Origin of the sequence: Solwaraspora sp. WMMB335 (assembly GCF_049179075.1) — a bacterium.
Classification (GTDB): Bacteria; Actinomycetota; Actinomycetes; order Mycobacteriales; family Micromonosporaceae; genus Micromonospora_E.
This window is the reverse complement of sequence record NZ_JBMHMF010000001.1, coordinates 2,995,060-3,010,474: the sequence shown is the minus strand read 5'-3', so window position 1 is coordinate 3,010,474 and position 15,415 is coordinate 2,995,060. Positions and strand designations below refer to the sequence as shown.

Here is a 15,415-nt window from a genome sequence, read left to right as displayed (position 1 = left end):
GCCGATCAGCCCGCCTCGGCCAGCTGGAAGGAACGGATCATCTCGTCGAAGATCGGCTTGCTCTCCGCGAACCGCGCGTCGGGCGTCGTCATGAAAAACGAGTACGCCTTGCTGTCGTGCATGACCGCTCGCCAGATGCCGTGTCGCTTGTTCGACTCCGCTCCGCAGGTGTACTCGAGTTCGGCGGACGGCTTGCCGGCGACCTCGGCCTCGACGAGCGCGATCTGTTCGTACGGCTCGTCACAGCTGCCACGGTTGGTGGACAGGCGTTCGCCGGCGCTGCGCAGGAACGGCAGCGGCTGGGTGCTCGGCCCCGCGTTCTCGACGAGGATCCGCACCCGGCGACCACCGTCGTCGGGGTCGGTGTAGTCGACCCAGACACCGGCGCCGGTCTTGACCCAGCCGTCCGGGACGTTGACCGAAAGACCGCGGTCGGCGTACGTCTGAGTTTCGAACGAGGGACCCGGCGGCTCGATGTTGGTGGGCGCGACAAGGGTCGGTCCCTGCGGCTCGTCACCGCTGTTGAACAGCAGGGTGGACGCGAGCAGCACCAGTAGGGTGGCGCCGGCGGCGGCACCGATCTGCACCTTGCGGTCCCAGGCTTTCACCTTGGTGACCACCGTGCCGCCGGCCTGCCGGAAGCTGGCGATCGCCCGGTCGAGCATGGCTCCCGCGGTGGCACCGTCGCCGGTCGACCGGTCGGTCGGCCGGTGGCCCTGTCCCCAGCCCTGCGGGCCGTCGCTCCAACTCGGTGTCGGCATCGCGCCGGTCGGGGTGAGCAATTCCTGGCCGGGCCCGGCGTGCCGGCCGCGCGGGCCGGGAACGCCGGCCGGACCGACCACAGGGGTGGCCCGGGTGGGTCCGGTGGCCGGGCTGACCGGTGTCGGGCCGGCCGGGCTGTGTGGCGCGGCTGGACTGACCGGGCCGCTGGCCGGGGACGTCGGGTAGGCCTGATCGAGTCCGGCGGCCGACCATTGGGCGGCGGTCGGCATCTGCCGGCCCGCTCTGCGCAACTCGTTGAGCCGGTCGGTGAGTGACTCGTTGGGCCCCAACATCGCCCGACCGCCGATCTTTCCGGTCGGCTGCGGTTGCTGGGGCGGCGGCGGTGCGCTCGCCTGGGCCTGCAACTGCCAGGCGGGTGGGCGCTGGACCGAGACGACCGCGTACGGGTCGGTGACCAGGTTCGCCGGCGCCTTGCTGGCCAGCGGGCCGGCGAGCAGCTCGCGCAGCATGCTGCGCGCGGTGGGTACGTCGAACCGGTGCGCCGGATCCTTCTCCAGCAGGCCGAGGAGTACCTCGGTCAGCGGACCGGAGCGTACCGGCGCCGCCGGTGGGTCCTCGACGACGGCGTGCATCGTCTCGATCGGATCACCCTTGTCGAAGGGAGGACGCCCCTCGACCGCGGTGTAGAGCGTAACGCCGAGGGAAAACAGATCACTCGGTGGCCCGAAGTCCTGGCCCATGGCCCGCTCCGGGGAGATGAAATGTGGGGAGCCGAGCACCATGCCGGGAGTGGTGAGCTGCACGTCGGTCGGCATCCGGGCGACACCGAAGTCGGTGAGGACGCACCGGCCGTCGGAGCAGATCAGCACGTTGGCCGGTTTCACGTCGCGGTGCAGCACCCCCACCGCGTGAGCGACCTCCAACGCGCCGAGCAGCGCGATTCCGATCTTGGCGACCGCGCGCTGGGCCATCGGGCCGTCGTCGATCACCATGTCGGCGAGGCTGCGGGCGTCCAGCAACTCCATCACGATCCAGGGCCGGCCGGCTTCGGTGACCACGTCGTAGACCTGGACGACGGCCGGATGTTGCAGGGCGGCGGCGGCACGTGCCTCGCGCAGGGTGCGTTCGTACATCGCGTCGCGGTCGCTGGGGGCCAGTCCCGGGGGAAGGACGACCTCCTTGACCGCAACGTCACGTCGGAGCAGGGTGTCAGTGGCGCGCCAGACGGTGCCCATACCGCCGTGCCCGACCGCGGCACGCAGCGCGTACCGGCCACCGATGGTGGTGCCAGGTGCCGCCCGCGCGCTGGTAGAGCTGACTGGTCCGCCACTCCACGTCGGAATCTGAGTCACAGGAAATGCCGCCGAGAGAAATCGAGGGGCCGGGGAACCAACCCCTCTATCTTGCTGGGTCACTCGGCGGAACGAAAGCCACGCGCCGAGGTTGGTGAGAAGTCCACTCTGTGTCGTTGTGTGATAGCTCAATGTACACCAGATCGGACGCTCGGTGCACAACTCCTCACCGCGCCGCAACTAGCTATCGTGACCTGCCGCGGGTGGTCGGTGACAACCGGGTGTGGGGTCGGCAAGAGTCGGATATCCGTCAGTTCGTGGGCGAACCGACGGCCGCGTGTCTGCCTCCGTCGTTACGCGCTGTAGGAGGTGTGGGACCGATGGCTGCCTTCGATGGTGACATTCGGGGCGGACCGCAGCGGTCTGAACGCCTCTACCAGGCATTCCATGACAATACGCGATGCGGTCACTACCCGAATGATGTTGCGCAGCGTTACCGGCTCCGGTCTAGGCTGTCTCCGTCCCATCCCATCCACAGTGATCGAGAATCTGACGTGACGAGTGCGTTGACGTTGCCCACCGGCAGCGAGATGGCGTCGTCCTGGCCCGATCCACTGCCAGGCGCCCAACCCCTGCCTGCCGGGCTGGACCAGTTGCTCGACGTCCGTGGTCCGGAGCTGACCGCGATCCGGCGGCATCTGCATGCCCACCCCGAGCTGTCCGGCCACGAGTTCGAGACCGCCGCCTTCATCGCCCATCAGCTTTCCACGATGGGACTGACCGCGCGGTTGCTGCCCAAAGGCAACGGAGTGCTCTGCGACATCGAGGCCGGACCGCCCGGTGCTCCGGTGGTCGCGCTGCGCGCCGATATCGACGCGTTGCCGCTGACCGACGTCAAGGACGTGCCCTACCGGTCGACCGCGGCCGGTGTCTGCCATGCCTGCGGGCACGACGTGCACACCACGGTCCTGCTGGGCGCGGCCATGCTGCTGGCCCAGCTCGCCGAACGCGGCGAACTCAACCAGCGGGTCCGGCTCATCTTCCAGCCCGCCGAGGAGATTCTGCCCTGCGGGTCGCTGGAGGTCGTCGCGGCCGGCGGGCTGGAGGACGTCAGTCAGATCTACGCCCTGCACTGCGACCCCAACCTGCCGGTCGGCAAGGTCGGGCTGCGGGTCGGGCCGATCACCGCCGCCGCCGACAACATCAGCGTCCGGCTGTCCGGCCCGGGCGGGCACACCGCCCGCCCGCACCTGACGGTCGACCTGGTCAACGCCCTCGGCCGGCTGGTGACCGAGGTGCCCGCCCTGGTCAACCGGCGAGTGCCGGCCAACTCCGGGCTGCTGCTGGTCTTCGGTCAGGCCTCGGCCGGCACCCAGTACAACGTCATCCCCAACGAGGCGAGCGCCGCCGGCACCCTGCGGGTGCTCGACCGGGCGACCTGGGACGCCGCCCCGGAGATCGTCACCCAGATCATCCGGGAAGTGGTCGCCCCTACCGGTGCCACCGTCGACATCGAGTATCTGCGCGGCCGGCCACCGGTGATCAACGATGCCGCCGCGATCGGCGTACTGACCGCCGCCACCAGCGCCGCGCTCGGCCCGGCCGCGGTCGCCGACACGCCGCAGAGCATGGGCGGTGAGGATTTCTCCTGGTACCTGGAGTACGTGCCCGGAGCCCTGGCCCGGCTCGGTGTGGGCCGCGCCGAACCCGGCAGCGACCTGCATCGGGCGTCGTTCGACGTCGACGAGCGGGCGATCGGGGTCGGCGTACGGCTGCTCGTGCACACCGTGCTGCAGGCACCCGAGGCGGGTTGACACCGGGTGGTGGCGCGGACCGCGCCACCACCCGGTATCCGTCTTGGCCGCCCTACCGGTGTCGCGGGCCGCCCTACTCGTGTGGCGGCTGCGCGCCCTTGCCGGCTGGCCGGTCCGCCGCGCCTTCGGCCGTGCCGGTCCGTTCCGCGCCGGACTCGGATTCCGCGCTGTCTGGCTGCGTCCCCGTCTGTTCGGCGCCTTCGCGTGGCGTGGGTACCGTGGCCGTCGTCAGTCCCGGCGAGGTCGCCAGCCGGGTCCGCCGGTTCACCGCCCGGACCAGCCAGAGCACCCCGAGTGCCGGTACGCCGAGCGCGATCAGCCAGGGCAGCAACGCGCCGATCACGGTGACCAGCACCCGCAACGACGCGACGAACGCCCGCCACCCGGCCGCGAGCCCGCTCAGAAAGCCGAGTTCCGACTCCTCCTCGGGCGGCGTCGCGTCCGGGCCGACCAGTTCGACGGTGATTCGTGAGAGGGTGATCAGATCGTCCAGGCCGCGCTTGCGGGCCTGGAGCGCCGCCAGATCAGCTTCCCGTCTGGCCAGTTCGCCCTCCAACATCACCAGCTCAGCCAGCGTCTCGGCGCGGGCCAGCAACGCCCGGCCGCTGCGCACCCGCGCCTCCTGGGTGGCGATCCGGGCGTCCAGGTCGATCACCTCCTCGGTGACGTCCTGGGTACTCAGCTCCCGGCTCAGTTCCTCACCCAGTCGGGACAGCCGGTCGACCACGACGTCGAACTCGGCGGCCGGCACTCGTAGCTCCAGCGTCGCCCGCCCGTACGAGTCGTACTCCGACCGCTGGTCGCGCCCGACGAATCCGCCGACGGACCGGGCGATGGTGGCCGCCTCGGCGGCCTTCGCCGAGACCTCGGTTACTTCAATGGTTATCGATCCGGAATAGATGATCGAGCGGTTGCCGACCCGCAGATCCGCCGGGGCGGCACCACCGGCGGACGCCTCCTGCGCGCTGTCGTCAGCGGGTGCGGCCTCCCGTTGCCGCTCCACCGCGCCGCCGCCGGCCGTGTCCGCGCCGTCCGCCGCGCCGCCGTCCTCCTGCACCGGTGCCTCGGCCTGCGTCGACATGTCCGTCGACTCGCCGGAATCCGATCCCGAGCAGCCGCTCAGGATCACCAGTCCGAGCAGGGTCACGGCGCCGGCCGCGGCCACGCCGCGCCGGCCACCGAGCCGCCGGTGGTTGCGCCTACTCTTCGCTATCAAGGGGTTCTCCTCGTACTCGTCCTACATCTGTTCGTTTCACATCTGCACCCGGTGTCGCTGAGACGCGCGGCGCGCGGCGCCCGGTTCCGGCAGACTGCGAGGCGGCAGATCACGATTCGGTTGTCAGATCACGATTCGGTTGGCTAGGAGTCACGGTGCGGTTGACCAAGTTCGGGCATTCCTGCGTACGGCTGGAACACGACGGTGCGGTACTGGTGATCGATCCGGGCGCGTTCAGCGAGCCGGCCGCGCTCGACGGCGTCGACGCGGTCCTCATCACCCACGAGCACTTCGACCACCTCAACGTCGATCTACTCGCCGACGCGCTGGCCACCCGTCCGTCGGTGACCGTCCACACCCACCCAGCCGTCAGGTCCAAACTGGAACAGATCGGCGACGTGGTGACCACGGTCGAGTCCGGGGACACCTTCACCGCGGCCGGGATACCGGTGCGGGCGTACGGCGGCTGGCACGCGGAGATCCACCCGGACATCCCGCGGGTGCCGAACCTGGGGTTCCTCGTCGCGGACTCGGTCTACCACCCCGGCGACTCGTTCGACGTGCCGGCCGACGCGCAGGTGGACACGCTGTTCGTACCGGTATCCGCGCCATGGCTGAAACTGTCCGAGGCGGTCGACTTCGTCCGGGCGGTCGCCCCGCGCCGGGCCTTCGCCCTGCACGACGGGCTGCTCAACGACGCCGGTCACACGGTCACCGACAGCAACATGACCAAGCTGGCCGGGTGCGAGTACACCCGGCTGGCGGCCGGCACCACGTTGCGCTGAGCGGGCGGTCGCCGTCGTGGCAGGGGTGCCCGCCGAGGTCGTCGCGCAGTTGTACGTGTTGCCGCCGGCGCGGTTCGTCACCGCCCGCACCGAGGCGGTGACCGCGGCCCGGGGCGACGATCCGGCCGCCGCCCGGGCGATCGGGCAGCTGCGCAAGCCGACGGTGGCCGCCTGGCTGGTCAACCTGCTCGCGCTGCGCCGTCCGGAGCTGATCGACGGGCTGGTGGAGCTTTCCGGGCAGTTGCGGGACGCCCAACGACAGCTGCGCGGGCCCGCGTTGCGCGAACTGTCCAGCCGGCGGCGGGCGCTGGTCGACGGGCTGGTCGCCGAGGCCCGCAAGCTCGCCGCCGAGGCGGATCCCGGCACCGCATCGGGCAAGCTGCCGCTGGCCGAGGTGGAGGCGACTCTGTCCGCAGCCCTGGCCGACGAGCAGATCGCCGCCCAGGTGCGCTCCGGCCGGTTGGTCCGGGCGGTGGACTACGCCGGCTTCGGCGAGGTGCCCCGCCCGCGGCTGCGCCTGGTCGGCCCGGACGACGAGGTGCCGCCACCCACTGCCCGGACGCGGCCCGCCGCCGAGCAGGGCCGGGCACCGCAGCCGGCTGAGCGTGAGCTGGCCGATCGTGAGCTGGCCGATCGTGAGCTGGCCGCGCGGCGGCAGCGACTCACCGTGGAACTCGACAGAGCCAACGCCGGACAGCGGGCCGCCCAGGCCGACCTCGCCCGGGCCGCCGCCGCCGAGCACGAGGCCGCTGAGACGGTCGCCGAGGCACACCGTCAACTGGCCGAATGGGAGCGTCGCCGATCCGCCGCCGAGCAGGAATTGGCGCGTCGTAAGGTGGCCCGCAAGACAGCGGAACGGTCAGCGTCCGCCGCCCGACGCTACGTCGGCGACGTGGCGGCCGCGCTGGAGGATCTGCCGCAGCGGTGGTCCGACCGGTGACATGCGTCAACTGCCACGGTCGCCGTCGTGCGGCGTGGGCGAGAGGCTAGGACGCGTGATTGCCGACCAGGCCGCCGGGGCGTGCCGGCGTAGCCTGCACGAGTTGAGCACGGCCTACAGCGAATGCCCGGGCACCCTGCGCCGGTCCCGGCAGCTGGGGCTGAGCGGCTGGGCGTTCCACGTCGCCGGCCGCGCCGGCGCCTTGGGCCCGGTGACCGCGCAGACGGTCGCCGCCGCGATCGGCTTCATCGCGCCCGACGCGGTCACCGAGGGCTGGGACGCGGCCTGCGCTGTCAGCACGCCGCAGCAGGTCGCCACGGTGGCCATGGCCGAGTGCTGCCGCTGGGGCGTCGAGCGGCTGGGGGAGTTCACCGGCGTGGACCGGCTGGTCGAGCTGGCCAGCCCGGTGGTGCGAGCGGCGGACGCCACCGCGATGCCACTGTTCGCCGCTTGGCGGGCGATGCCGCGGCCGGACGAATCAGCCGGCGCACAAGCCGCCGTGGCGGTCCGGCTACTGTCCGAACACCGCTCGGGTGCGCACCTGCTCGCCGTACGGGTGGCGGGGCTGACGCCGGTGGAGGCGATCCTCAGCGGTCCGGAGGGACCCAACGGCGCGGTCGCCGCCGGCTGGTCGCCGCCGTGGCCGCCGGTCGGCCCGCTGATCCGCCGTCGGTTGTGGGCCGATCAGGTGACCAACCGGCTGGCCGGGCAGGCGTTCACGGTGATCGACCCGGCGCAGCGGCGGGAGTTGGTCACCCTGCTCGCCGACGCGTTGGCACACATCCAGCCGACGACCTGACGACACGACGGTGGCCTGGCCGGTCCACCGGGTCAGGTGGTGGCGGTACGGGTAGGCCGGGCGCGCAGCGCGGCGACGTAGTCGTCGGGCGCGCCCGCCTTCTCCGCCGCGTTGGCGATCTCCGACAGGTACCAGGCGGTCGGCAACCCGCCCTCGTAGCCGTCGAAGACGTAGACCCAGGCGGTCACCTCGCCGTCCAGCGTGGCCACTCGAACGGTGAGCCGCCGGTAGGTGCCGGACAGCGCGCCCTCGACCTCGTCGAGCTGGGCGGCGTCCCAGGGGTGGACGTCGTAAAGTGCGACGAAGACCCGGTCACCCGGTGACTCCACGACGGTGGTGACCGCCCCTTCCCAGCCGATCACCCCCTCGCCGGCGAACGTGAGCCGCCAGCCTTCCAGCCAGCCGGTGCCCACCATGGGCGAATGCGGACAGTAAGCACGCATCCGAGCGGGGTCGAGGTTCGAGCCATACGCGGCGTAGTGACGCACGGCGATGACGATAGCCCGGCACCGGGGTGGGGGAGAATACGAGTGTGCGTGTCGCGTGTCGGGCACCCGGCGGAGCGCCCGGCGGCTGGCCGGGACCGGGCGGTAGAACTGCCAGCATAAGTTCTAATTTGGGGAGAAGGTCGTCTTGAAGCGGATAGTCATAATTGGCGGTGGCCCGGCCGGCTACGAGGCGGCGCTGGTCGCGGCGCAGTTGCGGGCCGATGTCACGGTGATCGAAGCCGACGGTGCCGGTGGTGCCTGCGTGCTCTCCGACTGCGTCCCGTCGAAGACCTTCATCGCCAGCTCGGAGGTTGTCACGGGTTACCGGGACACGGAGGAGTTCGGCATCCACTCGGACGGTCTGGAGGCGGTGACCGTCGACGCCACAGCCGTGCACGAGCGGGTCAAACGACTTGCGCTCGCCCAGTCCGCCGACGTGCACAGCAAACTGGTCAAGGCGGGCGTGACCTTCGTCGCTGGTACCGCCCGGCTCGGCGAGGACACGCTCGGTCACACCCATCGGGTGGTCGTCAGCCCGCATGGCAGTGACTCTGAGTATGCGATCGAGGCTTCGATCGTACTGATCGCCACGGGCGCCACCCCTCGGGTGCTGGCCTCCGCTGTCCCGGACGGCGAGCGGGTCCTCACCTGGCGCCAGGTGTACGACCTGCCGGAACTACCGCAGCGGCTGATCGTGATCGGTTCCGGCGTCACCGGTGCCGAGTTCGCCAGCGCCTACCTGGCCATGGGGGTGCCGGTGACCCTGGTCTCCAGCCGCGACCGGGTGATGCCGCACGAGGACCCGGATGCCGCGACCGCGATCGAGCAGGTGTTCCGGGCCCGTGGTATGACGATCCTGAACAACTCCCGGGCCGAGGCGGTCACCCGTGTCGGCGACGGCGTCGAGGTCCGGCTCAGTGACGGCCGTACGGTGACCGGATCGCACGCGCTGATCGCGGTCGGCTCGGTGCCGAACACCGACGGGCTCGGCCTGACGGAGTACGGCGTCACGGTCGCGGACAGCGGCTTCGTTCCGGTCGACCGGGTGTCGCGGACGAACGTGCCCGGCATCTACGCCGCCGGTGACTGCACCGGTGTGCTCCCGCTGGCCAGCGTCGCCGCCATGCAGGGGCGGATCGCCATGTGGCACGCCCTGGGCGAGGCGGTGGTGCCGCTGCGGCTGCGTACCGTCGCGGCCAACGTCTTCACCGATCCGGAGCTGGCCACGGTCGGAGTGTCGCAGAACGAGGTGGACGACGGCCGGGTACCGGCCCGGCAGGTGATGCTGCCGCTGGCCGGCAACGCCCGGGCGAAGATGGCCGACCTGCACGACGGCTTCGTCAAGCTGTTCTGCCGGCCGGCGAGCGGTCAGATCATCGGCGGGGTGGTGGTGGCGCCGAGGGCCAGCGAGTTGATCATGCCGATCACGGTGGCGGTGGAGAACCACATGACGGTCAGTCAGTTGGCGCACACAATCACAATTTATCCTTCGTTGTCCGGATCAATCGCTGAAGCCGCACGTCAACTTATGTGGCACGACGAAGAGTGACCGGTTGAAAACCGGCTGGGGCGGCGGGAACCGGTCGCAACGGCGTACGGTTGACGCGGCAACATCCGCTACCCCCGGATCCCCCCGTTCACGGTGGTCGTGGAGCGCCCGGGCTGCCGGCAGGTCCCGTGTCGGCAGCCCGCCCTTCTGTCTGCCCGACGATCTTGGGCGGCGGGCGGCGGGCGGCGGGCGGGGCGAGCGGTGTTACCCGTACGCAACGAGTCCGGCGTACCGTGCGGAGATCACGAAGATGCAGGTTGCCGAGGACCGTGGTGTGATGCAGGAGAGGCTCGACCTTCGTCGGGCAGGACCCACGGGGTGAGGTGACCGCAGGCGCCGGGAGGAAGGGCGGGGCTGGCCGATGGCCGATCTGTTCGAGGACTACCACCTCGGCCCCGGCTGGGACGAGATGTTCGGCGAGCCGGGCATGCCCCGACAGACGTACGAGGCGCTGCACGCCACCCTGCAGCCGCTGTCCAGCGCCGAGCTGCAGATCCGCGCCGAGGTGCTCGCCCGAGCCTTCCTCGATCAGGGCATCACGTTCGCACTCAAGGGCGTCGAACGGCCGTTCCCGCTGGACATCGTGCCGCGGATCATCGCCGCCGACCAGTGGCGCACCGTCGAGGCCGGGGTCGCCCAACGGGTACGCGCACTGGAGGCGTTCCTCGCCGACATCTACGGGCCGGCGCACGTGCTCGCCGACGGCGTGGTGCCCCGACGGCTGGTGGTGACCAGCGCCCATTTCCATCGGGAAGCCGCCGGCATCACCCCGCACAACGGCGTACGCATCCATGTCGCCGGGGTCGACCTGATCCGCGACGAGCAGGGCACGTTCCGGGTCCTCGAGGACAACGTCCGGGTTCCCTCCGGGGTCAGCTACGTGATGGAGAACCGGCGGGCGATGGCGCAGGTCCTGCCCGAGGTGTTCGCCTCGACCCGGATCCGGCCGGTCGAGTCCTACCCGGCCCAACTGCTGCGCGCGCTGCGGGCCGCCGCCCCGGTCGGGGTGAGCGAGCCGACCGTGGTGGTGCTCACCCCCGGCGTGCACAACTCGGCGTACTTCGAGCACGCACTGCTGGCCCGGGAGATGGGCGTCGAGTTGGTCGAGGGCCGGGACCTGGTCTGCGTCGGCAACGAGGTTTCGATGCGCACCACCGCCGGTGAGCAGCGGGTGGACGTGATCTACCGGCGTATCGACGACGAATTCCTCGACCCCGTGCACTTTCGGGCCGACTCGGTGCTCGGCGTCGCCGGCCTGCTCAACGCGGCCCGGGCGGGCCGGGTCACCATCGCCAACGCGGTCGGCAACGGCGTCGCCGACGACAAGCTGCTCTACACGTACGTCCCCGAGCTGATCCGGTACTACCTGGCCGAGGAACCGATCCTGCCCAATGTGGAGACCCACCGGCCCGACGAGGACCCGGACGTGCTGGCACACGTGCTCGATCGGCTGGACCAACTGGTGCTCAAGCCGGTCGACGGCTCGGGTGGAGCGGGCATCGTGATCGGTTCCCAGGCCACCGACGAGCAGTTGGCCCGGGTACGGGAGCGGATTCAGATGGATCCGCGGGGCTGGGTCGCCCAGCGGGAGGTGGCGCTGTCCATGGTGCCCACCCTGGTCGGCAATCGACTGCGGGCCCGGCACGTGGACCTGCGTCCGTTCGCGGTCAACGACGGCGAGCGGGTCTGGGTGCTGCCCGGTGGCCTGACCCGGGTCGCGCTGCCGGAGGGAGCGCTGGTGGTCAACTCCAGCCAGGGCGGTGGTTCGAAGGACACCTGGGTGCTGGCATCCCCGTCGGCCACCCCCCACCCGGATGACGCGCCGGTGCTGGCCGAGCTCGCCCCACGCCTCGGCGAGCCGTCCGAGCCGTCGCCGCTGCCCGACCCCGGTCCGGGTGGTGGCGACGCCACCACCGCACAGCAGCAGCAACAGCAGCAGCAGGCACAAGAGCCAGCGGTGGTACGGCAGGAAAGGGGCGTGCGATGTTGAGCCGGATCGCCGAGTCGCTGTACTGGATCGGCCGCTACGTGGAGCGGGCCGAGGACACCGCCCGCATCCTCGACGTACACCTGCACCGGATCATCTCCGACCCGTGGGTGGACGAACCGACCGCCTGCCGGTCACTGCTGGCGGTGATGGGCGTAGCCGTCGACGACCAGCCGGTCTCCGTGGCGCGGCTGGTCGGCCTGCTCGGCCTCGACGAGCGCAGCCCCAGCTCGGTCGTGGGTGCACTGGCCGCCGCCCGGGAGAACGCACGCGGCGCGCGGGAGACCATTTCCTCGGAGATGTGGGAGTGCCTCAACGCGACCTGGCACGGGTTGCCCGACGCCCGGCGCCGGGTCGAGCAGCAGGGGGTGCACGCGTTCTTCCGCTGGGTACGGGAGCGGTGTGCGCTGATGGCCGGGCTCACCGACGCCACCATGAGCCGCGACGAGGGCTGGCTGTTCCTGGTGCTCGGCCGCAGCATCGAACGGGTCGACATGACCGCCCGGTTGCTGTCCACCCACGAACGCGCCGGCGGTAGCATTCCGTCCTGGCTGACCCTGCTGCGCTCCTGCGGCGCCTGGGAGACGTTCCTGCGCACCTACCGGGGTTCTCTCGACGACCAGTTCGCCGCCGAGTTCCTGTTGTTGGACCGGCTCTTCCCCCGGTCGGTGTTCGCCGCGCTGACCACCGCCGAGTCGTGTCTGATCGAGCTGGAACCGAGCGCGGGGCCGGGCTCCACCGGCCGGCACGGGGCGGTCACCGACGCGCAGCGGATCATCGGGCGGGCCCGCAACAACTTGGAGTTCCGCGGCGCCGACGAGCTGCTGACCGATCTGGCCGCCGTGCTGGCCAGCCTCGAACGCACCTGTTCGCACGTCAACGACGCGGTGTCGCGGCGCTACTTCCGCCAGACCTCGGCGGTGACCTGGTTGTCGGAGGCGGTGGCGTGAGCGTGCGCGGCTGGCGGTTGAAGGTCGAGCACCGCACCGGGTTCAGCTACGCGGGCAAGGTGGTTTCGTCGTACAACGAGGCGCGGATGTCGCCGCGCAACGAGCCACGGCAGGCGGTGCTGGAGGCCCGCATCGAAGCGTTCCCGCCGGCCCGGACCTACCGGTACGAGGACTACTGGGGCACCGTGGTCACCGCGTTCGACGTTCACACCCCGCACGACACGCTGGAGGTCACCGCCACATCCACCGTGGAGACCCTGCCGCCGGGGGACCTGCTGGACGCCGACGCCGGCGCGGGCTGGACCGAGCTGGCCAGCCCGGAGCAGGTGGACCGCTGGCACGAGTTCCTCCTGCCCACCCCTCGTACCGCCCTGGACGGGGAGCTCACCGAGCTGGCCGAGTCGGTACGGGCAACCCAGCCGACCCCGCACGCCGCCGCGCTGGCCATCTGCGAGCGGGTGCGCGAGGAAGTCGCCTACACCGCTGGCGCGACCGGGGTGCAGACCGACGCGGTGCACGCCTGGCGTCAGCGCAAAGGCGTCTGCCAGGACATCAGCCACCTGGTGGTGGGGCTGCTGCGGGTGATCGGCGCCCCCGCCCGATACGTCTCCGGGTACCTGCATCCGAGCCCGTCAGCGGTGACCGACGAGCGGGTGGTGGGGCAGAGCCACGCCTGGGTGGAGTGGTGGGCCGGCCGGTGGACAGCGTTCGACCCGACCAACGGGATCCCGGTCGGCGAACGGCACGTCGTGGTCGGCCGGGGGCGCGAGTACGCCGACGTGCCGCCGCTCAAGGGCGTGTACGCCGGCCCGGCCAACACCGGTCAGGGCGTCGAGGTGGTGCTCACCCGGCTGCGCTGATCCGGTTCGTCGCGCCGCTGCCCGCGAAGGTGTGCCGTCATCCGGCGGCTGCTGACGATGCGCTGGCGCAGGAAGTCCATCAGGAACTGGATCTGCTCATCGGTGCAGGCGGCGACCGTGGCCGCCAGATCCCTGCTGACCTCCTGATAGGCGGGTCCGACCTCGGCCACCGCAGCGGCGGTCAGCTCGATCAGCACCCGCCGGCGGTCGGCCGGGTCGGCGCTACGGCGTACGTAGCCGCGCTCGGCGAGCCGGTCGGTCATCCGGGTGACCGCCCCGGTGGTCACCCCGAGCCGGTCGGCGAGTTCACCTGCGGTCGTGCGCTGCTGCGTACTCAGGGTGTTGAGACAGGCCAGGTCGGTGACGTGCAGTCCGAGCTGGTCACCGACGGCGGCCTGCACCCGGTACGCCTCCTGGGCGTGCCACCACAGCAACTGTCCGAGCTCGGCGACGGTTCCTTCCCGATCAGGCGTCACTGTGGCTCCGTCCGTTCCCGCCCGCAGGCTGTTTCGTGGCTCAACATAGTGCGGTCACCAACTGCCCGCCACCGGCATTCCTTCGGCGTAGCCGGCGGCGCTCTGGACACCGAGGACCGCCCGGTCGTGGAACTCGGTCAGATTGGCTGCCCCGACGTAGGTACAGGCGCTGCGTACACCTGCGACGATCTCATCTATCAGATCCTCGACACCGGGCCGGACCGGGTCGAGGAACATCCGCGCGGACGAGATCCCTTCCTCGAAGACCGCCTTGCGGGCGCGGTCGAACGGGCTGTCGTCGGCGGTACGGGCGCTGACCGCACGGGCCGAGGCCATCCCGAAGCTCTCCTTGTAGCGACGGCCGTCGGCGTCGGTGTAGATGTCCCCCGGTGATTCGTAGGTGCCGGCGAACCAGGAACCGATCATCACGTTGGCCGCCCCCGCGGCGAGAGCGAGCGCCACGTCGCGCGGGTAGCGCACCCCGCCGTCGGCCCAGACGTGCCGGCCACGGCGACGGGCCGCCGCCGCACACTCCAGCACGGCGGAGAACTGCGGCCGGCCGACCCCGGTCATCATCCGGGTGGTACACATCGCGCCCGGCCCGACACCGACCTTGACGATGTCGGCGCCGGCGTCGATGAGATCGTCGACGCCGGCGGCGGCGACCACGTTTCCCGCCACCACCGGCACCGCCGGATCGAGCCCACGGACGGTACGTAGGGCCGCCAGCATCCGCTCCTGGTGGCCGTGCGCGGTGTCGACGACGAGCGTGTCCACCCCGGCGGTGAGCAGCGCGGCGGCCTTGCCCGCGACGTCACCGTTGATGCCGACGGCGGCGGCGACCCGTAGCCGCCCGGCGGCGTCGAGCGCCGGCCGGTAGAGCGTGGCGCGCAGTGCCCCGGCCCGGGTCAGCACTCCGACGAGGCGGCCGTCGCCGTCGACGACCGGGGCCACCCGGCGGCGGTCCTGTGCCATCAGGTCGAATCCGGTACGCGGATCGGTGCTGTCCGGCACGGTCAGCAACTCGGTCGACATGACCTCGTGCAGCTGGGCGAAGCGGTCCACACCCGCGCAGTCGGATTCGGTGACGATGCCGACCGGGATTCCCGCCTCGACGACGATCACCGCGCCGTGGGCCCGCTTGGGCAGCAGGTGGATCGCGTCGCCGACGGTGTCGGACGGGGCGAGGCTGAGCGCGGTGTCGTACACCAGGTGTCGTCGCTTGACCCAGGCGATCACCTCGGTGACGACCTCGATCGGGATGTCCTGCGGGATCACCGCGAGACCGCCCCGGCGGGCGAGAGTCTCCGCCATCCGCCGACCGGCCACCGCGGTCATGTTGGCGACCACGATCGGGATGGTGGTGCCGGTGCCGTCCGTGGTGGCCAGATCCACGTCGAGGCGCGACGCCACGTCGGAGCGGTTGGGCACCATGAAGACGTCGTTGTAGGTGAGCTCGTGTGCGCTGGGCGCACCGGATGTGAACCGCACTCGGTCATCATGCCCGCCCGTCCGGGCGGGCATGCGCGGATCCGA

Annotated in this window: 13 protein-coding genes; 8 read left to right on the top strand and 5 right to left on the bottom strand. The window is 71.1% G+C overall.

Translation table 11 applies throughout. The features are described 5' to 3' along the window. Positions 1 to 5: 5 nt before the first annotated feature. On the bottom strand, positions 6 to 2,075 hold the full coding sequence (locus ACN27F_RS12815) for a protein kinase domain-containing protein (RefSeq protein ID WP_421433578.1): 2,070 nt from the start codon (positions 2,073 to 2,075) through the stop codon (positions 6 to 8). A gap of 494 nt (positions 2,076 to 2,569) precedes the next feature. Between ACN27F_RS12815 and ACN27F_RS12810 the strand changes: the two genes are divergently transcribed. Beyond that, a complete protein-coding gene (locus tag ACN27F_RS12810; protein WP_421433577.1) occupies positions 2,570 to 3,829 on the top strand; it encodes an amidohydrolase in 1,260 nt (419 codons plus the stop codon). A 73-nt stretch (positions 3,830 to 3,902) separates the two neighbouring features. Here ACN27F_RS12810 and ACN27F_RS12805 read toward each other — a convergent pair whose 3' ends face one another. After that, positions 3,903 to 5,045 (bottom strand): DUF4349 domain-containing protein, encoded by a 1,143-nt coding sequence (locus ACN27F_RS12805; protein ID WP_421433576.1) that lies wholly within the window; start codon positions 5,043 to 5,045, stop codon positions 3,903 to 3,905. Between the two features lie 155 nt (positions 5,046 to 5,200). Here ACN27F_RS12805 and ACN27F_RS12800 point away from each other — a divergent pair, with 155 nt between their 5' ends. The 3 genes from ACN27F_RS12800 to ACN27F_RS12790 are packed head-to-tail and all read left to right on the top strand — an operon-like array spanning position 5,201 to position 7,569. Next, entirely contained in the window at positions 5,201 to 5,830 is a 630-nt protein-coding gene (locus tag ACN27F_RS12800; RefSeq protein ID WP_421433575.1) for an MBL fold metallo-hydrolase, read from the top strand. A gap of 16 nt (positions 5,831 to 5,846) precedes the next feature. After that, positions 5,847 to 6,770 (top strand): hypothetical protein, encoded by a 924-nt coding sequence (locus ACN27F_RS12795; RefSeq protein WP_421433573.1) that lies wholly within the window; start codon positions 5,847 to 5,849, stop codon positions 6,768 to 6,770. Positions 6,771 to 6,825: 55 nt separating this feature from the next. Then, positions 6,826 to 7,569, top strand: coding sequence for an SCO6745 family protein (locus ACN27F_RS12790; protein ID WP_421433572.1), 744 nt, complete (start codon positions 6,826 to 6,828; stop codon positions 7,567 to 7,569). Between the two features lie 32 nt (positions 7,570 to 7,601). Here ACN27F_RS12790 and ACN27F_RS12785 read toward each other — a convergent pair whose 3' ends face one another. Then, positions 7,602 to 8,057, bottom strand: a complete 456-nt coding sequence (locus tag ACN27F_RS12785) for a gamma-glutamylcyclotransferase (protein WP_421433571.1) — start codon at positions 8,055 to 8,057, stop codon at positions 7,602 to 7,604. 145 nt (positions 8,058 to 8,202) lie between these two features. On the opposite strand from ACN27F_RS12785, the gene ACN27F_RS12780 reads away from it, so the two are divergent. The 4 genes from ACN27F_RS12780 (at position 8,203) to ACN27F_RS12765 (ending at position 13,403) form a co-directional block, all read left to right on the top strand. After that, positions 8,203 to 9,606, top strand: a complete 1,404-nt coding sequence (locus ACN27F_RS12780; protein WP_421433570.1) for an NAD(P)H-quinone dehydrogenase — start codon at positions 8,203 to 8,205, stop codon at positions 9,604 to 9,606. 361 nt (positions 9,607 to 9,967) lie between these two features. Beyond that, complete coding sequence (locus tag ACN27F_RS12775) at positions 9,968 to 11,596, top strand: circularly permuted type 2 ATP-grasp protein (protein WP_421433569.1); 1,629 nt, start codon at positions 9,968 to 9,970, stop codon at positions 11,594 to 11,596. Further along, the gene (locus tag ACN27F_RS12770; RefSeq protein ID WP_421433568.1) at positions 11,590 to 12,543 is read left to right on the top strand and encodes an alpha-E domain-containing protein; all 954 of its coding nucleotides are present in this window, start codon (positions 11,590 to 11,592) and stop codon (positions 12,541 to 12,543) included. The genes ACN27F_RS12775 and ACN27F_RS12770 overlap by 7 nt, the downstream gene beginning before the upstream one ends. Then, the gene (locus ACN27F_RS12765) at positions 12,540 to 13,403 is read left to right on the top strand and encodes a transglutaminase family protein (protein ID WP_421433567.1); all 864 of its coding nucleotides are present in this window, start codon (positions 12,540 to 12,542) and stop codon (positions 13,401 to 13,403) included. Before ACN27F_RS12770 ends, ACN27F_RS12765 begins: the two co-directional genes overlap by 4 nt. Here the strand turns inward: ACN27F_RS12765 and ACN27F_RS12760 are convergent. After that, entirely contained in the window at positions 13,367 to 13,879 is a 513-nt protein-coding gene (locus tag ACN27F_RS12760) for a MarR family winged helix-turn-helix transcriptional regulator (RefSeq protein ID WP_421433565.1), read from the bottom strand. The two genes, ACN27F_RS12765 and ACN27F_RS12760, sit on opposite strands and share 37 nt — an antisense overlap. 54 nt (positions 13,880 to 13,933) lie before the next feature. Further along, positions 13,934 to 15,370: a GuaB1 family IMP dehydrogenase-related protein gene (locus ACN27F_RS12755; RefSeq protein ID WP_421433564.1), complete on the bottom strand. Its 1,437-nt coding sequence runs from the start codon at positions 15,368 to 15,370 to the stop codon at positions 13,934 to 13,936. Between the last annotated feature and the right edge of the window lie 45 nt (positions 15,371 to 15,415).

What these genes read in the sequence shown, in the direction of transcription:
- ACN27F_RS12775 (WP_421433569.1), top strand. Translation starts at nt 9,968, where the DNA reads ATGGCCGATCTGTTCGAGGACTACCACCTCGGCCCCGGCTGGGACGAG.
- ACN27F_RS12770 (WP_421433568.1), top strand. Translation starts at nt 11,590, where the DNA reads ATGTTGAGCCGGATCGCCGAGTCGCTGTACTGGATCGGCCGCTACGTG.